This is a genomic window from Pseudoalteromonas sp. SG45-1 (genome assembly GCF_014164135.1).
In the GTDB taxonomy this organism is placed as follows: domain Bacteria; phylum Pseudomonadota; class Gammaproteobacteria; order Enterobacterales; family Alteromonadaceae; genus Pseudoalteromonas; species Pseudoalteromonas distincta.
Window position 1 is genome coordinate 37,114 of the sequence record NZ_JACJEP010000014.1, and the last position, 21,962, is coordinate 59,075.

The 21,962-nt window shown below is 39.7% G+C and carries 20 protein-coding genes; 7 read left to right on the top strand and 13 right to left on the bottom strand.

What is annotated here, in order from left to right:
- Positions 1 to 116: 116 nt before the first annotated feature.
- The 4 genes from recQ to H5117_RS12800 all read left to right on the top strand — a co-directional run bounded on the left by recQ (position 117) and on the right by H5117_RS12800 (position 4,753).
- Positions 117 to 1,940, top strand: coding sequence for a DNA helicase RecQ (recQ, locus tag H5117_RS12785; RefSeq protein WP_024605058.1), 1,824 nt, complete (start codon positions 117 to 119; stop codon positions 1,938 to 1,940).
- A gap of 7 nt (positions 1,941 to 1,947) precedes the next feature.
- Positions 1,948 to 2,232, top strand: a complete 285-nt coding sequence (locus tag H5117_RS12790; RefSeq protein ID WP_002961372.1) for a DUF3630 family protein — start codon at positions 1,948 to 1,950, stop codon at positions 2,230 to 2,232.
- Positions 2,233 to 2,401: 169 nt separating this feature from the next.
- Positions 2,402 to 4,111 carry a BamA/TamA family outer membrane protein gene (locus H5117_RS12795; RefSeq protein WP_182738223.1) on the top strand — a complete coding sequence of 570 codons (1,710 nt, stop codon included), beginning with the start codon at positions 2,402 to 2,404 and terminating at the stop codon, positions 4,109 to 4,111.
- A 69-nt stretch (positions 4,112 to 4,180) separates the two neighbouring features.
- Positions 4,181 to 4,753 carry a mechanosensitive ion channel domain-containing protein gene (locus H5117_RS12800; protein ID WP_002961368.1) on the top strand — a complete coding sequence of 191 codons (573 nt, stop codon included), beginning with the start codon at positions 4,181 to 4,183 and terminating at the stop codon, positions 4,751 to 4,753.
- A gap of 104 nt (positions 4,754 to 4,857) precedes the next feature.
- Here the strand turns inward: H5117_RS12800 and H5117_RS12805 are convergent, their stop codons facing one another.
- The 3 genes from H5117_RS12805 to H5117_RS12815 are packed head-to-tail and all read right to left on the bottom strand — an operon-like array spanning position 4,858 to position 7,245.
- Positions 4,858 to 5,916 (bottom strand): succinylglutamate desuccinylase/aspartoacylase family protein, encoded by a 1,059-nt coding sequence (locus tag H5117_RS12805; RefSeq protein ID WP_002961978.1) that lies wholly within the window; start codon positions 5,914 to 5,916, stop codon positions 4,858 to 4,860.
- The gene (rimK, locus tag H5117_RS12810) at positions 5,903 to 6,808 is read right to left on the bottom strand and encodes a 30S ribosomal protein S6--L-glutamate ligase (protein ID WP_002961977.1); all 906 of its coding nucleotides are present in this window, start codon (positions 6,806 to 6,808) and stop codon (positions 5,903 to 5,905) included. The genes H5117_RS12805 and rimK overlap by 14 nt, the downstream gene beginning before the upstream one ends.
- A gap of 2 nt (positions 6,809 to 6,810) precedes the next feature.
- On the bottom strand, positions 6,811 to 7,245 hold the full coding sequence (locus tag H5117_RS12815) for an ATP-dependent zinc protease (protein ID WP_002961974.1): 435 nt from the start codon (positions 7,243 to 7,245) through the stop codon (positions 6,811 to 6,813).
- Positions 7,246 to 7,532: 287 nt separating this feature from the next.
- Between H5117_RS12815 and H5117_RS12820 the strand changes: the two genes are divergently transcribed.
- Positions 7,533 to 8,504, top strand: a complete 972-nt coding sequence (locus H5117_RS12820) for a zinc transporter ZntB (protein WP_024605062.1) — start codon at positions 7,533 to 7,535, stop codon at positions 8,502 to 8,504.
- A gap of 57 nt (positions 8,505 to 8,561) precedes the next feature.
- Here H5117_RS12820 and H5117_RS12825 read toward each other — a convergent pair whose 3' ends face one another.
- The 10 genes from H5117_RS12825 to H5117_RS12870 form a co-directional block, all read right to left on the bottom strand.
- Entirely contained in the window at positions 8,562 to 9,734 is a 1,173-nt protein-coding gene (locus H5117_RS12825; protein WP_182738226.1) for a polysaccharide lyase family 7 protein, read from the bottom strand.
- Positions 9,735 to 10,344: 610 nt separating this feature from the next.
- The gene (gene rraB, locus H5117_RS12830; protein ID WP_002961968.1) at positions 10,345 to 10,680 is read right to left on the bottom strand and encodes a ribonuclease E inhibitor RraB; all 336 of its coding nucleotides are present in this window, start codon (positions 10,678 to 10,680) and stop codon (positions 10,345 to 10,347) included.
- Complete coding sequence (locus tag H5117_RS12835; RefSeq protein WP_182738228.1) at positions 10,680 to 11,393, bottom strand: 1-acylglycerol-3-phosphate O-acyltransferase; 714 nt, start codon at positions 11,391 to 11,393, stop codon at positions 10,680 to 10,682. The genes rraB and H5117_RS12835 overlap by 1 nt, the downstream gene beginning before the upstream one ends.
- Positions 11,394 to 11,555: 162 nt before the next feature.
- Positions 11,556 to 13,850 carry a DNA topoisomerase IV subunit A gene (gene parC, locus H5117_RS12840; RefSeq protein WP_182738230.1) on the bottom strand — a complete coding sequence of 765 codons (2,295 nt, stop codon included), beginning with the start codon at positions 13,848 to 13,850 and terminating at the stop codon, positions 11,556 to 11,558.
- 10 nt (positions 13,851 to 13,860) lie between these two features.
- The gene (locus tag H5117_RS12845) at positions 13,861 to 14,955 is read right to left on the bottom strand and encodes a sorbosone dehydrogenase family protein (protein ID WP_024605067.1); all 1,095 of its coding nucleotides are present in this window, start codon (positions 14,953 to 14,955) and stop codon (positions 13,861 to 13,863) included.
- A gap of 29 nt (positions 14,956 to 14,984) precedes the next feature.
- Entirely contained in the window at positions 14,985 to 16,874 is a 1,890-nt protein-coding gene (gene parE / locus H5117_RS12850; protein ID WP_002961961.1) for a DNA topoisomerase IV subunit B, read from the bottom strand.
- 107 nt (positions 16,875 to 16,981) lie between these two features.
- Positions 16,982 to 17,542 carry a YqiA/YcfP family alpha/beta fold hydrolase gene (locus H5117_RS12855; RefSeq protein WP_002961960.1) on the bottom strand — a complete coding sequence of 187 codons (561 nt, stop codon included), beginning with the start codon at positions 17,540 to 17,542 and terminating at the stop codon, positions 16,982 to 16,984.
- Complete coding sequence (locus H5117_RS12860; protein WP_002961959.1) at positions 17,527 to 18,312, bottom strand: metallophosphoesterase; 786 nt, start codon at positions 18,310 to 18,312, stop codon at positions 17,527 to 17,529. The genes H5117_RS12855 and H5117_RS12860 overlap by 16 nt, the downstream gene beginning before the upstream one ends.
- A complete protein-coding gene (locus H5117_RS12865) occupies positions 18,299 to 18,757 on the bottom strand; it encodes a DUF1249 domain-containing protein (protein ID WP_002961958.1) in 459 nt (152 codons plus the stop codon). Before H5117_RS12865 ends, H5117_RS12860 begins: the two co-directional genes overlap by 14 nt.
- A 26-nt stretch (positions 18,758 to 18,783) precedes the next feature.
- Positions 18,784 to 19,410 (bottom strand): NUDIX domain-containing protein, encoded by a 627-nt coding sequence (locus H5117_RS12870; RefSeq protein WP_182738232.1) that lies wholly within the window; start codon positions 19,408 to 19,410, stop codon positions 18,784 to 18,786.
- A 151-nt stretch (positions 19,411 to 19,561) separates the two neighbouring features.
- On the opposite strand from H5117_RS12870, the gene tolC reads away from it, so the two are divergent.
- Together tolC and lpxL are read left to right on the top strand one after the other, a co-directional pair.
- Positions 19,562 to 20,917, top strand: a complete 1,356-nt coding sequence (gene tolC / locus H5117_RS12875) for an outer membrane channel protein TolC (protein WP_002961956.1) — start codon at positions 19,562 to 19,564, stop codon at positions 20,915 to 20,917.
- 111 nt (positions 20,918 to 21,028) lie between these two features.
- Positions 21,029 to 21,958 carry an LpxL/LpxP family Kdo(2)-lipid IV(A) lauroyl/palmitoleoyl acyltransferase gene (gene lpxL / locus H5117_RS12880; protein ID WP_002961955.1) on the top strand — a complete coding sequence of 310 codons (930 nt, stop codon included), beginning with the start codon at positions 21,029 to 21,031 and terminating at the stop codon, positions 21,956 to 21,958.
- Positions 21,959 to 21,962: the final 4 nt, after the last annotated feature.

Here is a 21,962-nt window from a genome sequence, read left to right on the forward strand (position 1 = left end):
AAACAGGTAAGATGAGTAAAACATACATAGTGTAAAACTACGAGACTTCACTTAAATAATTTATCAAGTAACTCAGCTAAAGACATCTCACTAAAAAACCACTAAAATACCCGCCAATGAATACATCAACTCCACCTTCTAGCACCCTTGTGCGTAAACCCGAAACTGTCCTCAAACAAGTGTTTGGCTACAGTGAATTTCGCGACGGTCAAAAAGCAGTTATTGATGCCGCTATTAACGGTCAAGACTCGCTTGTATTGCTTCCTACTGGCGGCGGAAAATCGGTGTGCTACCAAATCCCTGCTTTAGTACTCGAAGGCGTAACCATTGTTATATCTCCGCTTATATCGCTAATGCAAGATCAGGTAACGCAACTGCAAGCTCTTGGGGTAAAAGCCGCTTACGTTAATAACAGCTTAGCACGAGAAGAACAGCAATTGGTGTATCAACAGCTTCATCAGGGGCAAATTAAGCTCTTATATGTGGCGCCTGAAAAAGTATTACAACACGAATTTTTAGAGCGTTTATCGCATTTAAATGTGAGTTTATTTGCTATTGACGAAGCGCACTGTGTGTCGCATTGGGGTCATGACTTTAGACCTCATTACTTTCGCTTAAACGAATTAAAGCAACGTTTTGCACATGTCCCAATGATGGCATTAACCGCCACCGCCGATAAAGCCACACGGTTTGATATAGTTGAGCAATTAAAACTACAACAGCCTTATATTCATACTGGCAGCTTTGATCGCCCCAATATTCGTTACACCATAGAAGAAAAATTTAAACCTATGGTGCAATTGCTTCGCTACCTAAAGGAGCAAAAAAGCCAAAGCGGTATCATTTATTGCACCAGCCGTAAACGCGTAGACGACATTGCTGAAAAGCTTGCAGATGCAGGACTAAACGCTGCCGCTTATCATGCTGGTATGAGTAACGAGCAACGACAATTTGTACAAACCGGGTTTGCCCGTGACGATATACAAATAGTGGTCGCAACCGTTGCTTTTGGTATGGGCATAAACAAGCCTAATGTGCGTTTTGTACTGCATTACGATATTCCAAAAAGTATAGAGTCGTACTATCAAGAAACTGGTCGAGCTGGGCGAGATGGACTTGCCGCAGAAGCTATAATGTATTTTGATCCAGCTGATATAGGTCGCGTAAGGCGCTTTTTTGAAGACATAGACGACGAACAACGCCGCCGCGTAGAAGAACAACGCTTTAACGCAATGGCAAGCTTTGCCGAAGCGCAAACATGTCGTCGTCAAATATTACTTAACTACTTTAGTGAATATCAACGCGAACCTTGTGGCAACTGCGATATTTGCTTAAATCCGCCAAAAAGTTTTGATGGTACGTTAGTCGCTCAGCAAGCACTTTCGTGTGTGTACAGAGCGGGACAACGTTTTGGACTTGGTTATATTGTTGAATTACTTCGCGGTGCAAACACGAGCCGCATCCGCGATAATAATCATCATGAGTTAAGTACCTACGGCATAGGTAAAGATAAAAGCAGTGAGTTTTGGCTCAGTATTTTACGCCAACTTATTCATCAAGGCTTACTTAGCCAAGATATAACACAAGGTGCGTCACTTAGATTAACCGAAGCCGCGCGTGTAATTTTAAAAGGTGAATACGCACTGCAATTAGCCGAGCCACGCCTGCAAGCCAAACACGTTTATCAAGATAAGTTAGCGCAATTTAATTACGACAAAAAACTGTTTGCTCGCCTGCGCGCACTTCGTAAAGAACTTGCTGATGCCGACGATGTGCCACCTTATGTAGTATTTAATGATAAAACGTTAGCCGAAATGGCGCAGCTTATGCCAACAAACGACAGTGAATTTTTAAAGGTCTCAGGTGTTGGTTTTACTAAGTTAAATAAGTACGGCGGCGAATTTTTAACGGCAATTCGACATTACCTAGCTACTAATTAAGAGCATTATGACCCAAATAGAATATGACCATACACACAAATGTATTTTGATTAATCCCATTGAGCTACCAAACGATGAAGACTTTGAGCTGTGGAGTACATTATTTTTACACTCAGACGAAGTAACACTCAATGAGTACTCTGCTGGCGCCGATCGACATCAAGTTCGCTTTACCTATAATCATCAAACCTTTAATTTAAACTATGAGCATTACAGCCAAAGCATCTGGATTAATGCCGAAGGTCATGAAGCTGAACACTTACTCGCCGCTTTAGCATTTTATTTAAGCTAGCTTTTAATGCCTAGCGCATAGGTCGCTGCAAACCAGCTAGCTATTAACAAAAGTGAATATGGGTAACAATTAATTAATTTCAAAATCCATACCTTTTACTTACATTATAATAACAATGATGTAAGCTGATATTACGATAGTCATTTGCTACGTAGCAGTAAGAGGTTTAATGGTGAGCAAGAAATGGATAGCACAATGTTGTATTAGTTTAACGGTTTTAAGCTTTTATGTGCCTAATACGTTCGCACAACAATCTTCAATGAAAACTGATAACTGCCTTGTAGAACAGACAGATTTAAGCACAAATAAAAACCTACGCCGAGAAGTTCAAGACAAAACAACCCTCACGCACAGTAATAGTAACGCTAAAATAGCCTCAATAAAGCTCAAGCAACTTAATGTATTTAATACTGAGCTTGAAGAGGAAAATATTGCCCTATTCCGTTTTGCTAATCGCGCTCACATTCAAACAGAGCCCGATGTCATTAATAACCTTTTATTATTCTCCCCAGGTGACAAGTACGACGCTAAAAAGCTCGCAGAATCTGAGCGTTTACTTCGCAAAGAAAGCTACTTATATGATGCACAAATTAGTGCTACCGAAAACTGCGACGGCGACGTTAATGTAGAAGTGGTTACCCGTGATTTATGGACACTTTTACCTGAAGTGAACTTTAGTCGAAGCGGTGGAGAAAACAAATCGAGTATAGGTTTTAGAGAATCTAACCTGCTTGGGTGGGGTAAGCGCCTTTCTTTTTCGCGTACCACTGACAGCGATCGCAGCGGTTACTTATTTGTTTACGACGATCCTAATATTTTATCTACTCGCTACCGAGGCCGTTTAGAGTACGCCGATAACAGCGACGGCAAGCGCCATTTGCTTGAGCTAACCTATCCATTTTACGCAATTGACACCCCCTTTAGTTACGGTATTTTAAGCTATTCTGAGCAGCGCGAAGAGTCACTATATAAACGCGGCGAAGAGTTTAGCGAATTTGATCAAACTACCGATTTAAACCGTGTATTTATAGGACACTCTAAAGCGCTTAATAATAATTGGACCCAGCGTCTAACGTTAGGCTATACCGACGAGCAGCATACCTTTGAAGCTATAGACACTACATTTGCACCACTTGCCGATGACAGAAGTTTAAGTTACCCCTTTATAAGCGGCCATTGGTTTGAAGATAACTACATCAAGGTACGCAATTTTGACAGTATATCTCGCACTGAGGATTTAAATTTAGGTTGGAATATTAAAAGCTTAATTGGCTATTCAGATGAGTCCTTAAGTAATAACGACAGCCGCGCGGTGTATTCTTTTAACTTTAAAAAAGCCCACTTTACTAACGATAATACTTTATGGCGTTTTAGTGCTGATATTGATGGCTATTGGAATAAAGAACAGAAAAAACTCGAAAACTTTATGGCCACCAGCCAAGTACAATATTATTTAAATACCAGTGAAGACCAATCTTGGTATGTTAAAGCCCGCGTGCAATACGCCAAAAACCTGACTGCTGATCAACAGCTTACTTTAGGTGGCGAAACAGGCCTGCGTGGTTACCCGATGGATTATCAACATGGCGATCGCAGCTTTTTAGTTAATTTAGAAAAGCGCTATTACTGGGAGTACGATTTACTGCAACTATTTAAAGTGGGTGGCGCAGCTTTTGTAGATGTAGGCAGAGCATGGTTTAACGATGAAGATAACGGTGAAAATGCACATGTATTGAAAAATGTAGGCGTTGGTCTGCGTTTGGCACCGAGTCGCGCAAACTCAGGAACCATGATCCACATTGATATTGCCGCCCCTGTTGATAGCTACGATGATGTAGACTCAGTACAGTGGCTCGTGAGCGTTAAAAACACTTTTTAAATAATACAAACGCGTTAAACTAATATCAATTGCATTAAATTAAATTTTTATAAAAGCTCAGGGCCTAAAGTGAAAATAATAGAAGTTTTAGAATTGTTTGCATCACAATATAAGTTAGTTGTAACTATAATCGCTATTTTGGTTTTCCCTCTTCTATTAAAAATAACCAAAAAACTACTCGAAAAAGCGATTAAAGGCAAAGTAGATTTGCACCGAAAATACCGTGCAGAGCTTTTACTAAAAATTATACTTGCCTTTGTAGTACTGTGTTTGGTTTTAGTATTTTGGGGTATAGAGCTGCGTGGTTTATTGGTTTTAGGCTCTTCTTTATTTGCCATGTTAGGGGTAGCGCTTTTTGCCGCTTGGTCATTATTGAGTAACCTCACCGCATTTTTACTGATGTTTATTCAAAACGATTGCCGCGTTGGTTATTGGGTACGAATTATTGATGGTGCGAATCATGTTGAAGGGCGCATTGTTGAAATGGGCTTAATGAATGTAGTACTTGAACATATTGATGGGCACCGTGTAATTTACCCTAACAATTTATTTGTGACCCGTCCTGTCATGGTTTTAAATAAAGAACCAAAGCCAACTAAAACCCCTGTTATAAAGCGTATTATTGGTCCTAAAAAAACATAGTTTAAAAAGCATCGTTGATAAAGCAATGTCCACAAAAAAGCCGCAGTAAGTAATTACCTACTGCGGCTTTTTAATGCTTAGCTAAACAGAATTTAGTTTAGCTATTAGTTATTTAGTTCAGCTGTTTTAAGCTCGTCATCTAAATCATTTATCTCATCAATAAAGTTCTCTAGTTGCTGCTCTACTAAACTATTGTCGTTTGCAAAGTAAGCAAGGTGGAATACCGCATCACCTTCATTTACCAATGGCATCGTTTGCTGACCAATAACAATACCGCCTTTAGGCGCTAAAAGCTCAAGCTCAGAATCCCCTAGAGGGCTACTTATATATGCAAGCACTTGCCCTTTAGTTACATGCTCCCCTAGTGATACTTGTGCACGCACAATGCCATCAACCTCTGCACGTATCCAACTAGTCGAACCTGCAATAATAGGATCTGGTAACTTTTTAGGGCGCTTGCCACGGATCATTTTTAAATGGCGCATAACATAATCAACGCCCTGCACACCTGCCGCAATAGCGATAGGATCAAAGCGTAGCGCTTCGCCTGCTTCATAAGTAATAACAGGTATACCTAAATTTGCGGCTTCACTGCGTAATGAACCATTACGAAGGGATGCATTTATAACCGCCGGCGTACCAAATGCTTTAGCCATTTCAGCGGTTGCTTCATCTTCTAAATTAGCGCGAATTTGCGGCAAATTAGTACGATGAATAGCGCCAGTATGCAAATCAATAATGTGAGTACAATGTACTGCCACTTGATTAAAAAACATATAAGCCATACGCCCAGCTAATGAACCACGTTCAGAACCTGGGAAGCTGCGATTCATATCGCGTCTATCTGGTAAATAACGCGATTTGTGAATAAAGCCAAACACATTCACAATAGGCACAGCGATTATTGTTCCGCGCAATTGGCTTGGATCTATTTTAGCAAGTAACTGACGCACAACTTCTACACCATTTAGCTCATCACCATGAATAGCCGCACACACCATAAGCACAGGGCCTTCCATTACACCATTAACCACTTCAATAGGAATATTAAGTGGTGAATGGGTGTAAAGCTTAGCTGCTTCTAAGGCAAGCGTTTTACGCTCGCCTACGCCTACATTTTCTCCTAATAAGGAAAAAGGACGGTTAATTTTAACCTTTGCCACGTGTTGCTGTTCCTTTACTTGAGGCATTTTTTTCGATGAAATCAATTACCATACCTGCAATATCTTTACCTGTTGCTATTTCAATGCCCTCTAAACCTGGTGATGAGTTAACTTCCATCACAAGTGGCCCACGAGATGAGCGAAGTAAATCAACTCCCGCTACATTTAAGCCCATTGATTTAGCCGCTGCTACTGCCGTTTTACGTTCCTCTGGAGTAATGCGAACTAATGTAGCGCTACCACCACGGTGAAGGTTAGAGCGGAACTCACCTTCTTGTGCTTGGCGCTTCATTGCTGCGATTACTTTATCGCCTAGTACAAAACAACGTATGTCTGCACCACCCGCTTCTTTAATATATTCTTGAACCATAATATTGGCTTTTAAGCCCATAAACGCTTCAATAACACTTTCAGCTGCTTTGCGTGTTTCAGCAAGTACAACACCAATGCCTTGTGTGCCTTCAAGTAATTTAATTACAACAGGTGCACCGCCTACCATTTCTAGTAAGTCTTTTACGTCATCGGGTTTGCTGGCAAAACCTGTTACTGGCATACCAACGCCTTTGCGCGAAAGTAACTGAAGTGAACGTAATTTATCGCGCGAACGAGAAATAGCGACTGATTCGTTTACAGGATAAACACCCATCATTTCAAACTGACGAAGTACCGAACAGCCATAAAATGTAACCGATGCACCAATACGCGGGACAATTGCGTCAAATTCTTTTAAGTTTTCACCGCGATAGTGAATTTCTGGTTGCTCAGAGTTGATATTCATATAACAACGCAATGCATCAATCACTTTAACTTCGTGGCCGCGTGCTTCTGCTGCCTCAATTAAGCGACGTGTTGAATATAGCTTTCTGTTACGAGATAAAATACCGATTTTCATAGTTAAACCTTACGACCTAATAGTTGAGATAAAGCCGGGTCAACGACTATACGATTTTCCATGGCTGTACGCCCTAATAACATTCTAAACTTCATTGTTGCACGGCTTGTTAAAGTAAGCTCGATAGGCCAGCTATGCTCGCCTGCATGTAATGTCGTTTCTATAAAGTAGCGTAGCTCTTTTTGCCCACTTGAGCTGGTTACGTACTTCATTTTTTTAACTTTTGCATTGCAAGTGACTTGCGTTTGCTCATCATCTTGCAGTGGTTGGGCCGTAAATTTAACCCATTTTTCTGAGTCAACTTCGTATTCTTCAATGTTAATTGCATGAATACATGAAGTGCGAGCGCCAGTATCAATTTTTGCTTTTATCTCGTTAATACCAAGCTCAGGTAAACTTAACCACTCACGCCAACCAACTGTGATCTTTGCTGTCATAAATGTGCCCTTAATAAAAAAGTGACTTATACGCTACAGGTCAAAAAACACCAACGAAATAAATTTATCTAGTCGATTAGTAAATTAAATTGATCTTTTTAAGCAACTGGTCACACAATGCACGCCTTGCTAAGCCGTACTTTAATACCACTTTGCTCAACATAGAGGCTCTGCATATATTTTGCTATTTAAGCTTAACTTATTAAAAGTAAAGGTAAGCCTGTAAGCAACTAAGTAGATACACTATAGTTAACAGTATTAAAAATACACTATTATGAGAACTAATTATGATTAATGGTTTACTACATGCACTTGTACTTGATGGACAAGGCGGCGCTCGTCCTATTGGAAGCACTAATGAGCTAAATAGCTGGCAACCAAGCCAAGGTAAACTTTGGGTGCACATGGATTATAGCCAAAGTGAGGCAGTTGAATGGCTCAAGGCACAGCCTCATTTAAACGATTACGAACTAGAGTCTTTAATTGCTGATGAAACACGCCCACGTATTACGGCTACAACTAACGGGCACATGTTATTTTTACGTGGTGTAAATTTAAATCCAGCACAAAGCCCTGAAGACATGGTTTCAATTCGTTTATTTATTAGCGAAGACATTCTTATTACTACCCGTAAGCGCCGTTTATTATCGGTGCAAGATACGCTCGCCTGTTTAAATGAAAATAAAGGCCCATGCAACATTTCTGAATTAGTGTGCTCTATTACACAAAAATTAACCTCACGTATGCAAAGCGTTATTGACTCACTAGATGAAACACTCGACGAGTTTGAAGAAGAAATAGATGAACCAAGTAAAAAGTTTGACAACCAAGGCTTATCACAATTGCGACGCCAAACTATTGCCTTAAAACGTTATTTAAAACCGCAAAAAGAAGCCCTTAGCTCAATGGTAAATAACCACTACCTATGGTTATTAGATGACGATAAAGCAAAACTTAATGAAACCACCAACTTATTAATTCGTTATCTTGAAGAGCTAGATAGTTCAATTGAGCGTGCGCAAATTATTCAGCAAACAATCACTAACCAAGTTTCTGAGCAGTTAAACCAGCGAATGTATGTTATGTCTGTAGTGGCAGCACTTTTTTTACCACTGGGCTTTTTAACGGGGCTTTTAGGTGTAAACGTAGGAGGCATTCCTGGTACAGAGAGCCCTTATGCGTTTAGTGCTTTTGTCATATTTTTAATTGTGCTCACTGGCGGTATTGGTGTGTATTTTAAAAATAAAAAATGGCTGTAAATTAAAACGCATATTTAATATGGCCACTCAATTGAGTGGCCATAATTAAGTGGCTACTTAGTTTGTTTGACGGGTATAAGTAACATTAGTCATTGTTACTTTTGACTGGGTAATGCCTAAATCTTCAAAGCAATTTTTGAATGAATTAGAGTTACCTGCTTCACCGCATTTATCTAGAGTATTTGGATCTTGAGACTGTAAGTAGTTACCAAACTTAAAGTAAGATTCAGAATCATCTTCTACAGGAATACCAAACGAATTACCTAGTGCACTTACATCTACATCGCCGTAATTATTTACCACTCGCAAGTTAAATGACTCACCGCTTGTAATAGTACCTAGCGCAAATTTTTCTTCATTGCCACTGGTATTACGCAAACGAACATAGACATCAAAAATGCCATTACCCGCTACGCTGTCGTTAAAACCTGATTCATCAGTATCTGAAACATACACTTTAGAAATAGTCCCAGTATCGCTGGCGTGGTGCTGTGAAATAATTGTTTTACCGCCATCAGACATTTCAACTTTTACAGTTGCTTCAAATACTTCGTAAGACTGTGTCATGGCAACACGCAAGCTTTCTTTTACCTTGTACTCATGACGCCAGCCATTCCCGTTAGGCGTAATATGCTGTGCCTCCAAAGGTACAAACACTAACGTACTATCGTTAACTAACGGGTTAGGGCTATCCCCTTCTAAATCAAAAACACTACCACTTGTAATGCTGCTTGGAATCGTTGTACCGTCTCCAGATCCTGCACCATCATCAGTGCCACCGCCATTATTACTGCCCTCAACTAATGTAAAATTATCAAAGCGTACATCACTTGAGCTATTGTAATGCTTAGCAAATACTTGCAGTGAATTGGTATTCGCTGAAGTAAACGTTTTAGTTACCTTAGTCCAAGACGATACATCAAAGGTTTTGTTTTTAAATAAACCGTTTAAGTCGTTAACCCCAATCTGCCCTTTACCAAGTACATAAGCACTTAACGTATATTCAGTGTTTGGCTGAATATTTACTAATTGATAAACACGTGCAGGACTACCCTGAATTTTTAACGATTTAGATCCGCTATATGCATTAGATGAAATAGCCGCTGGCTCAGTTTCGTTCCAACTACTAAAACCGCTTTCAAAGCCAGGGTTATTAATAGTTGCAGCGTGAGATAACGCTGAGGTTGCAGTAATTGCAGTGCAAATAAACAATTTCTTGTGGTTAATCATTATCTTTATTCCTTTAAACCTGAACATAAAAACAACCTAACTACTTAGGTTAGTGAAATTCACTAACACTTAGATCTTACCGCTATACAGGTTTTTAATTGTGTATGAATAGTAATGGTAATTTAAATGGCAAATAAAACTTACCAATTAACATTACCAAAAAGCATGCCCGAAGGCGGGGTAAAGGTTATATTTATTCTTACCAATATGTCAACACAGTGTGGTACAGCAAATAAGTATTACTTACATCTTTATTACCACTTAAAAACAAATTTAATTTTCAATTTAATCAACACATTAGATTTTATTAAGTAACGAATTAATTTTTAAAAATAAATTTTAATTTCAGACATAAGTACTAAAAAATAAATAACACTGCTTACCAATAATTATGGACAATATTAATTTAGTATGAATAAAAAATAAAAATAGAGATAAATTAAAGACTAATTTCAAATTGGTAATAACCAGATTTAAATTGGTAATGTACATTTTTGATTTATATAGAGGCTAATGAGTGTATTTAAAGCTTAAACAGGGAGTAAAACTAAAAAAAGGCGAGCATTGTTAAATGCTCGCCTTTACTATTTTTCTAATGCTGGGTAATTAATTACTCTTGAAAGTAAGTGCCCCAACCGTCGTATTCAACATCGCACTCAACGGCTAGTTGCGCTAGCTTATCAACGTCTTCCATAATAACGTCTACGTCTAGCTCAGCTTCAACTACAATGTCAAAGCTCCAAATTTTACTGCCATCTTCAAGCTCAAGCTCTGCTGGCTCTTCAACATCGTAGCCTAATTTAAAAGCAGCCAATGCAGCTTGCTCTAGTTTAGGGAAGTCTTCACACACAAAATGGTGTTCTACTTCATAAAGTATTTCAGGATCTGATCCATCTTCTAGTAGTGAACTTACGATGTCTTCACTTATTTCACGCCAGTTTTCCATTATTTTTCTCTCACTTGAGCATCTAATTCAGTTATTTTAGCAGCCATAATGCTATGCACGCTTTTAGCATGCTCACGCGCGCTAATTTCTTTATCAAGCGGTATAGGCGCTAACATTTCGATGTAAATTGTACCATTATCCCAACGATTTAGCTTAATGGTTTTATGTGTTGTATTCATACATACCGGAATTATGGGTACATCTGCGCTCATTGCGGTGTGAAAAGCACCTGTTTTGAACGGTAGCAACCCTCTTCCATAGCTTCGTGTGCCTTCTGGAAACATCCATACAGATAAGCCATTATTTTTAATTTTTTCGGCTGCTTTGGAGATAGTTCCCGCTGCTTTGGAGCGATTCGATCTGTCTATTAATATATTACCCGACAACCAATAAAGCTGACCGAAAAATGGGATCCACTTTAAGCTCTTTTTCCCCAAACTTACGCAGTTTTTAGGCACCATTGCAGGCACTGTAAATAAGTCGTAGCTATTTTGATGATTAGCAACATAAACTGCAGGGCCTGCATCAATTGCATCTTTATGACGTGTTAAAACTAATTTAACGCCAATCATTTTAGCCATTGAGCCAAACCAGCCAGCTATAATATGTACATTATTGGGATGAAATGGTCTTATAATCGAAAGTAATAAACCAAAAATACAACTGAATAATATAAACATCAGCATAATAAAAACGCGTATAACAGCTAGCAAATGAGTTTCTCCAAAGATCAATTATGATTATTATAGCGTTATTTTGTGACACAGACGAGTCAATAGCGCACAAGTGTACGCTGAAATATGCAAGCTCTTTATTTTAAAACAAAAACGGCCTGCAAATGCAGACCGTTTTTATTTATACAAAAAAGTAATTGGTTACTCTTCGTTAATGGCTTCTATTGGTTCATCATCTTGTAGGGTTAGCTCAACAACGGCTTCGTCAACACGCTGTAAGCCGCGCGGTAGTTTATTACCCCTACGCCCTCGCTCACCATGATAATGCTCTAAATCACTTGGTTTAAGCGTTAGTTTACGCTTACCAGCATGAAGCGTAACACTGCTTCCTTGTGGTACAACAGCAAGCACTTTTACAAACTCTTCACGGGCTTGTACTTTAGCACCTGGTATAGAGATGATTTTATTACCTTTACCTTTGCCTAACTTTGGTAAGTCTCGCAGCGGGAATAAAAGCATTCGACCTTCGTTAGAAATAGCCATACAGTAATCGCTAGCAACATCGTTCACTCTAATAGGAGAAAGTAATATTCCACCTTTAGGGACACTTACCAGCGCTTTACCGTTTTTATTTTTACTCACTAAGTCTTTAAAGTCGGTAATAAAGCCGTAACCTGCATCTGACGCCATAAGCAATACTTGCTCGTCTTCACTCATTACCACGTGCTCAAAATTAGCGCCTGGTGTTAAGTTAAAACGACCTGTCATTGGCTCCCCTTGGCTACGCGCCGAAGGTAGACTGTGCGCATCAGTTGCAAACGCCCGCCCTGCTGAATCTAAAAATACCGCAGGTTGATTACTCTTACCACGAGCAGAGGCTCTAAAGCCGTCACCTGAGCGATAATTTAAGCCTTGTACATCTAAGTCATGACCTTTACCAACGCGTGCCCAGCCTTTGTCTGATAGCACAACAGTAACTGACTCTGACGGAATTAAATCTTTTTCGTTAAGTGCTTTCGCTTCTGAGCGCTCAATCACTGGCGAGCGACGATCGTCACCGTACATTTCAGCGGCTTCTTGAATTTCTTTTTTAAGCAGTGTCGACATACGACGTTCTGAGCCCAAAATTTGCGCTAATTTATCACGCTCTTTGGCTAGTTCATCTTGCTCACCGCGAATTTTAAACTCTTCAAGTTTTGCTAAATGACGAAGTTTTAATTCTAAAATAGCTTCTGCTTGCGTATCAGTTAAATCAAAGCGCTCCATTAATACAGGCTTTGGTTTGTCTTCGCTGCGGATGATTTCAATCACTTCATCGATATTTAAAAAGGCTGCTAATAAACCTTCTAAAATATGCAAACGTGCTAATACTTTATCTAAACGATACTGCAAACGACGACGCACTGTTTCGCGTCTAAATGTTAGCCACTCACTTAAAATACAGCGCAAGTCTTTAACTTGCGGGCGACCATCTAGGCCTAGCATGTTTAAGTTTACGCGGTAATTTTTTTCAAGATCGGTGGTTGCAAATAAGTGCGCCATTAATGGCTCAGCTTTAATGCGGTTTGAGCGCGGAATAATTACAATACGCGTTGGATTTTCGTGATCTGACTCGTCACGTAAATCAGCAATCATAGGTAATTTTTTAGCGTTCATTTGCGCTGCAATTTGCTCAAGTACTTTACCACCTGAACATTGATGCGGCAGCGCTGTAATAACAATATCGCCATGCTCTTCGGTGTAAACCGCACGCATTTTGATAGACCCACGACCGGTTTTATATATTTTATGAATATCGGCTTTTGGGGTAATTATTTCAGCATCTGTTGGGTAATCTGGTGCATGTACAAGCTCAAGTAATTCTTCAAGCTCTGTTTTTGGTTTATCAAGTAATAAACAACATGCGCTAGCCACTTCACGTACGTTATGTGGCGGAATATCTGTTGCCATACCTACGGCGATACCCGTTATACCATTGAGTAAAATATGCGGTAAACGAGAAGGCAATACTACAGGTTCATCCATGGTGCCATCAAAGTTTGGTGTCCAATCAACGGTGCCTTGGCCAAGCTCTTTAAGCAGTACTTCTGAAAACTTAGATAAACGCGCTTCGGTATAACGCATTGCTGCAAACGATTTAGGGTCATCTGCCGCCCCCCAGTTTCCTTGTCCATCTACCAAAGGGTAGCGATAAGAAAACGGCTGCGCCATTAATACCATAGCTTCGTAACAGGCACTGTCGCCGTGTGGATGGTACTTACCAAGTACGTCACCCACTGTACGGGCTGATTTTTTGTACTTAGCGTTAGCCGACAAACCCAGTTCGCTCATCGCATAAATAATACGACGCTGCACTGGTTTTAAGCCGTCACCTACATGCGGTAGGGCACGATCCATGATTACGTACATGGAATAATTTAAATAGGCGTCTTCGGTAAAACGCCCCATTGTTTGTTGCTCAATTCCTTGCATTAGCAAGGTATCTGTATCACTCATTAAAGCTTACCTAGTTTTTCTTATAGCTTACACGGTAGATTACATTGGCGTAATCATCGCTTACTAACAGACTGCCGTCACCTAATTCTGCAAATGCAACAGGGCGTCCAAATGTTGTTTCGTCTTTCATAAAGCCAGTAATAAATGGCGTATATTTAGTTACGCGACCTACTTCGATTGTTGCTAGGCCTACTTTATAGCCTGACTTTTTAGAACGGTTCCATGAGCCATGTTCAGCAACAAATAATTGTTGCTTATAACTTGCTGGAAATTGCTTACCGTTATAAAAATGAATACCTAGTGGCGCTACATGCGCTGGAAGTGCAAGTGCTGGCGATGTGTAATCGGCAATGTTTTTACCTTCCCCAAACTCAGGGTCAATAATTGCGCCGGCATGAACATATGGAAAGCCAAAATGCTCACCTTCTTGCGTTGCACGGTTTAACTCATCAGGCGGAATATCATCGCCCATCATATCGCGACCGTTATCACTAAACCATAAAGCTTGAGTAGCAGGATGAAAATCAAAACCCACTGTGTTTCTAACGCCTTTAGCTATTGTTTTTATTTGTTTTGTTTCTACATTAAGGGCAAAAATACGACCAAAACGCTCATCCTCAGCACAAATATTACACGGTACACCCACCGGAATGATTAATTCTCCCGTTGGTGCAAAACGTAAAAATTTCCAACCATGATGACGCTCACTCGGTAGTTTGTTATAGACCACATCAAATTTTGGATCTTTTAATTGGGTATCAATATTTTTAAAGCGAATAATACGATGCACTTCGCCTACATATAAATCGCCATCTTTAATTGCTATGCCAGAGGGCATGTTTAAGCCTTTAGCCACAACAATTTTTTTATCTGCTACGCCGTCGCTATTGTGATCAATAAGCGCATATACGTTGCCCGCTTTACGAGAGCCAACATACACAATACCTTTTTTTGAAACGGCTATTTGACGTGCATTTTCTACATCATTTGCAAATAAACTAATTTCAAACCCAGGTGCTACGGTGAGCTTATCAAGTATATTTTTAGCCATTGCAGGAGCGCTAGTCAGCCCAAGTAACAGCAAACTTCCTAGTAATTTTTTCATTCGTCTCTCCTAGTGTTAGGCACAAGCAATTAAACGAGCGCCTTGTTACCATGATCTTCTAACCATTGACGACGATCAGGCGATCGTTTTTTAGCAAGTAGCATATCCATCATTTCCATGGTTTCTACTTCTTCATCAAGCGTAAGCTGCACTAAGCGTCGTGTATTAGGATCCATAGTGGTTTCACGAAGCTGTAACGGATTCATTTCACCCAGACCTTTGAATCGTTGTACGTTTACTTTTCCGCGTTTTTTCTCGGCTTCTATGCGCGCCAAAATAGCGGTTTTCTCTTCTTCATCTAGGGCGTAATAAACTTCTTTGCCAATATCTATTCTAAATAATGGCGGCATTGCAACATACACATGCCCTGTTTTTACTAACTCTGGAAAATGACGAACAAACAGTGCACATAACAGTGTTGCAATGTGTAATCCATCCGAGTCAGCATCGGCCAGTATACAAATCTTATTGTAACGCAGTCCCGACATATCTGTTGATTCTGGGTCAATACCCAGTGCCACTGAAATATCATGTACTTCTTGTGATGCTAGTATTTGCCCCGACTCTACTTCCCAGGTATTTAAAATTTTACCACGTAGCGGCATAATTGCCTGAAATTCACGGTCTCGCGCTTGTTTAGCAGAACCACCAGCAGAATCACCTTCCACTAAAAACAGCTCGGTTCGGTCATTATCGGCAGCACTACAATCGGTCAATTTACCTGGTAATGCAGGCCCTGCAGTAACTCGTTTACGTACAACTTTTTTAGCTGCACGCAAACGGCTTTGCGCGTTTGAAATACATAACTCAGCTAATAATTCTGCGGTATCGGTATGTTCATTTAGCCATAAACTAAACGAATCTTTTACAACACCCGATACAAATGCGGCACATGAACGTGATGAAAGTTTTTCTTTGGTTTGCCCTGCAAATTGTGGATCTTGCATTTTAACCGACAATACGTAACTACAACGTTCCCAAATATCATCCGGTGTTAGCTTTACGCCACGAGGTAGTAAATTTCTAAACTCACAAAACTCTCGCATTGCTTCAAGCAAGCCTTGGCGCAGACCATTTACATGTGTACCACCTTGCGCGGTAGGAATTAAATTTACGTAGCTTTCCGCTATTGATTCGCCACCTTCAGGTAGCCATACAACAGCCCAATCAGCGCCTTCAATTGAGCTTTTAAATTCACCTACAAATGGGTCTTGCGGTAATGTTTCAAACCCTTTAACGGCTTCAATTAGGTAGTCTTTTAAGCCAGTTTCGTAAAACCATTCTTTGGTTTCTTTCGTTTGCTTATTAACAAACTTAATACGCAGTCCTGGGCATAAGACCGCTTTGGCTTTTAATAAATGATTAAGCTTGGTAATTGAGTAGTTTGGTGAATCAAAGTAGCTAACATCAGCCCAAAAACGAACGGTGGTACCTGTATTGCGCTTACCAACAGTACCAATTACGCTCAAATCTTCTACTTTATCGCCATTTTCAAATGCCATTCTGTATTGTTGAGCGTCGCGCCTTACGGTTACTTCTACACGTGTAGATAAGGCATTTACTACAGAGATACCTACACCGTGTAAACCACCCGAAAATTGGTAGTTTTTATTAGAAAACTTACCACCGGCGTGTAACTTAGTGAAGATTAGTTCAACCCCAGGGATACCTTCCTCAGGGTGAATATCAATAGGCATACCACGTCCGTCATCGCTCACTTCGAGCGAGTTATCTTCGTGGAGAATTACGTCGATACGAGTAGCGTGGCCCGCCATAGCTTCATCGACACTGTTATCGATAACCTCTTGGCCTAAATGGTTTGGGCGTACGGTATCGGTGTACATCCCTGGGCGTCGTTTTACCGGATCTAATCCATTAAGTACTTCAATGGCTTCGGCGTTATAATTTTGATCACTCATAGTTTTTGTCTTTATATCCGCTAAGGCTCTAATACGTTTACTAGTTTTATTGTTATATGCGCTAAAGCGTTAATATAGTAACTAACCTCAGTTCAGGCTAACTAGTTTTACGTGATTTTAAGAAAATCTACAATACTTGCAAAGGTGCGTTCAAATTCAACGTAGCTATGATCGCCACCAAACTCTATCAATTGCTTGCATTGCGAATAATATTTTACTGCGTGTTGAAAGTTCAACACTTCATCTCCTGTTTGCTGTAATAAATACAGTAACTCAGGATGTGCTAATTTATCTACAGCGAGTAATTTCAGCGCCTCAATATGACTGTTATTTAAATCGTAATGATAATCTTGATACGGATTATAATTAGGCCCAAGTAACGACTGTAATAAATTATAGGGTGCGACCGCGGGATTAATGACCACTGCAGGAATTTGATAACGCTGCGATAAATACGTGGCAAAAAAACCACCTAACGAGCTACCTAATAAAACGGTATCTGGCGTTAGTAATTGTTCAAGCTCAATTATAGCTTGTAGGGGCTCGTGGTTTAAGTTCGGTACACAATAATCAACGTCATAGTTTGCCATAAGCTCACCAAAGCGCACAGCTTTATATGATTTTTGTGAACTATTAAAGCCATGAATATAAATTACGCGCTTAGCCATACCACTTCCGTTTTTACTTCGACTTTATCTTTTTTACTCTTTATATTTAGCATTCTGTAAGCAGGCCCTGCATTTTTTTGCTCCCACTTTGGAGTGTATTTTACAAACTGGACTGAACTGGCAGGACTTGCATATATAGGCAAGCCTCTAAAGTTTTGTTCATAATCGTTGTGTACATGACCATGAAAAAGCGCAGATACATTATTACTATTAACTAAAATATTTAAAAGCTGTGGACCATTTTCTAATAAGTGCTTATCAAGATAGCCATTTATTGGCAGCGGATTATGATGACAAAAGATAACTTTACTATTATTCGAGTTGACTAAAGTATCAGTTATTTCATCTAAATGCGCGCCAGTAACCCATCCTGCGGGCGTGGGCCCTTTAGAATTAATAAGAAGCAGCTCAACCCCGTTAGCAATAATATGTTTAGCCGAATTTATTTTTCCGCCACTTATGCGATTAAGCATTACTAGTTCATCATGATTACCTGGTACCCAAAATACAGGGCAAGTGATGTCACTGGCATTTATAAGTTCACTAAATAATAAGTACGATTCGAAACTATGGTCTTGTGTTAAATCACCACCAAAAATTACGCAATCTACTGGCTGCTCAGCGATGTGTGCCAAAGCTTGTTCAAAATGAGCTGCAGTATTTGCATTAAAATATTCACCATTTTTATCTGCAAATAAATGGCTGTCGGTAATATGCGCAATGCACAAAGATGATTTATCAAATGTATATGTATCATCAAACCAAGCCATTATTTACATCCCAATTTAATGTTGCTTGCCCGTGCTCTACACAGGCCACTAACCAGTCGTATAAAAAAGCATTAAGTTGATACTTTTCATCTTTTTGATGCATTTTAGGGTTGGGGTATCCGTACGATGGTTTTATGCGTTGATGGTAATCGTGATGAATAATTTCAGCTACTTTCGCATCATGATACAAGCGAGCCGTTAAATACAGCGGCGCTATCCCTTTAACCATTCCTGTTAGCTGCTTAATTGAAATATCCATAGTGTATTTTGCGCTGCCATCAATTTTTGTAGCAAATTCACTGTTGCCAAGTTTTACTTCACGAATGCTTCCTATATTGCGCTCGCTCGGTAACAACTTTAATAGTCGCACATAGTTATGCTCACAAAGTGTTAAATACTTTGGGAGGCTTTGAATATATCGATTTGTTGCTAATTGTGCTGTCAAAGTTCCGCCATAATATTAGTAAGAGTTTATGCCCATTTGCTTGCCATTTTTTCGCGATTTAGCGCAAGCCACTGCATACAAATAACCGTTGCCGCATTATCCATTTCACCGTTATTGAGGCGCATTAGCGCATCATCAACCGATAAAATATGAGTTTTTATATCCTCGCCTTCAGTTTCAAGACCATATACACCTGATTTCACTTGGCTTAAATCAGCACGCGCTAAATATAAATGTAAGCGCTCAGTTGTACCACCAGGGCTTGATAGGTATGAAAGCATAAATTCAAGTTCAGTTAATCCAAGCCCAGCTTCTTCATACGCTTCTTTTTTTACAACTGATTCGTAATCCGTACTGCCGTCAGTCATTCCGGCTATACATTCTAGTAGCCACGGCGAGTGCTTACTTTTAATAGCGCCAATACGTATTTGCTCAATTAAAAGAACAGTATCTGATATTGGGTCATAAGGGAGTACTGCAATTGCATCGCCACGTTCTAATATTTCTCGGCTAATTAGCTCTGATTTTCCACCCGCAAAAAGAGCATGTTCAAACTGGTATAAATCAACCTGAAAAAAACCTTTATAAAGGTTTTTTATTGGCTTTAAATTTACATCTTTATGTGTAAATTGAACGAGCTTTTTATCAACCACGTGCCTACCTCCTACTTATCTAAAGCTTTAAAATGCGTTAATATATTCTGTTACACTTGAACATACTGTTTTACTAATTATTTTTTTTGTTATGCAGTAAAACAGGTTAACATGCTTTTAGTACAAAAATTGTCTAAGGACCGAACCCCACATGAAAAAGAACATTCTTGCGGCGCTAGTTAGTTTATCATGCGCATTAGGTGCAACAGCAGTGAAAGCTGAAGATTTACTACAAGTTTTTGAAATAGCGACAGCTAACGATCCTACTGTTTTAAAAGCAAAAGCCCAAGCCGATGCGCAGTCTTACCAAAGCGATTTGGCGATGAGTGCACTATTACCTCAAATTGGTTTAACTATGGGTTATACGAAAAGCGATGCAACGTCGTACCAAAGCGTTGGCGACTTATCTAACCAAGTAAAAGTTGAAAGTGATACAGACCAATTCTCTCGCGGTGTAAGTTTAAGCCAAACATTATTTGATTTAGGTGCTTGGAACACTTTAGATATTGCCGATAAGCAAGCTCTACAAGCAAGCGGCCTATATGATGCAGCTAAACAAAATTTAATTGTACGCGTTGCTGAAGGTTATTTTAACGTATTAAGTGCCAGTGATAACCTTGAATTTGTCGAAGCTGAAAAACGTGCCATTGCACGTCAACTTGAGCAAACAAAACAACGTTATGCAGTAGGTTTAACAGCTATAACAGACGTACACGAAGCACAAGCTCAGTTTGATAACTCAGTAGCCCAAGAAATTATTGCCAGTAATGCTGTAGAAACTGCACGCGAGCAACTTCGTGAGATAACTGGTAAATATCACGAAAAATTAGACTTTTTAAATACAGATACTTTCTCAACAACTAAGCCAACTAAGCGCTCAAGCGACTTTGTTAAAGTAGCTGAAGATAAAAATATCAACTTACAAGTCTCTAAAGTAACGGTTGATATTGCAAAAGATCAAATTGAATTAGCAAAAGCAGGTCATTATCCAAAACTAACTCTAAGTGCAAGTTATGGTGACTCTCTTACAGACACTCAAATAAATGGCGCTAATTTTGATGACCAACCGCGTTCAGACTCTAGTTCTGTTGGGCTTAACTTTAGCGTACCTTTATATTCAGGCGGCGCAACGGTTGCTGCAACTAACCAAGCGCGTGCGTTTTACGTATCAGCGAGCCAAGATTATGAAACAAATTACCGCGCAGTCACTCGCACAGTAATTACATCTTATAATCAAGTTGTTTCAGATATTGCGACTTACAAAGCGCTAGAGCAAGCGGTTGTTTCAGCTCAAAGTGCCCTTAAAGCAACTGAAGCCGGTTTTGAAGTAGGTACTCGTACCATTGTTGACGTACTAGTGAGTACGCAAAATTTATACGATGCAAAACGTAACCTTGCTGATGTGCGTTACCGTTATGTGTTATCTACCCTTCGCTTAAAACAAGCTGCGGGTACACTAACAAGTGAAGATTTGGTTGCTATAAACCAAGGTTTAAAATCAGCTTAACTTTTACAGCTAAACATAATATAGATTTATTCGAAGCCAGCATGTAGCTGGCTTTTTGTATTTTATAGCGCTTAGCGTTAAACTATCGTTTTTATTCTCAGAGAGATTTTTGTGGTCACCTCATCTCCTTTTAAAGCATCTTTTTTAGGCCCTCGATACTGGCTAACGTGGGTTGGCGTTTTATTTTTATACTTAATTTCTTGGCTACCACAAAAGCTACAGCTGGCAATGGGTAAGCAACTTGGCCGCTTAGTCCATAAATTTATGAAGCGCCGTCGCCATATTGCAGAAGTAAATATTAAGCTGTGTTTTCCTGATATGAGCGAAGCAGATCAAAAAGACCTTGTACTCAAAAATATGGAAAACACCGGCATTGCAATGGTTGAAACCGGCATGGCTTGGTGGTGGCCGCAGTGGCGAGTAAAAAGTGTATATGGCTCAATCAAAGGTTTGGAACACTTTGAGCGCGTACAGGCATCTGGTAAAGGTGTTTTATTACTTGTACCTCATATTCTGCATCTTGAAATGGCGAGTCGTGTAATGGGATTAAAATGCCAAGGTTTAGGCTTTTACCGCCCTCACAACAACGCTCTAATGGAATACTTTACAACTAATGGCCGCCTTCGTTCTAACGAATACCTAATTGGCCGAAAAGATGTAAAAGGTTTACTAAAATCATTAAAAAACAAAAAAGTATGCTATTACTTACCTGACCAAGATTACGGCCGTAACCGCTGTGAGTTTGTGCCATTTTACGCCGTCCCTGACACAGCAACGACAACAGGTACTCTTATGTTTGCTGGCAGTAAAAACTGCGAAACTATGAGCTTAATCTCGCGTCGTGACGAAAATGGAAAGTATCATTTAGAGGTAGTACCTGAGCTTGAAAACTTCCCAAGTGGTGATGATAAGGCTGATGTAACACGTGTAAATCAACGCATGGAACAATCTGTTAATGCAGCACCAGAGCAATACATGTGGCTACACCGTCGCTTTAAAACTCGACCGGATAAAAATACCCCTTCTTTTTACAAAAAGTAATGGT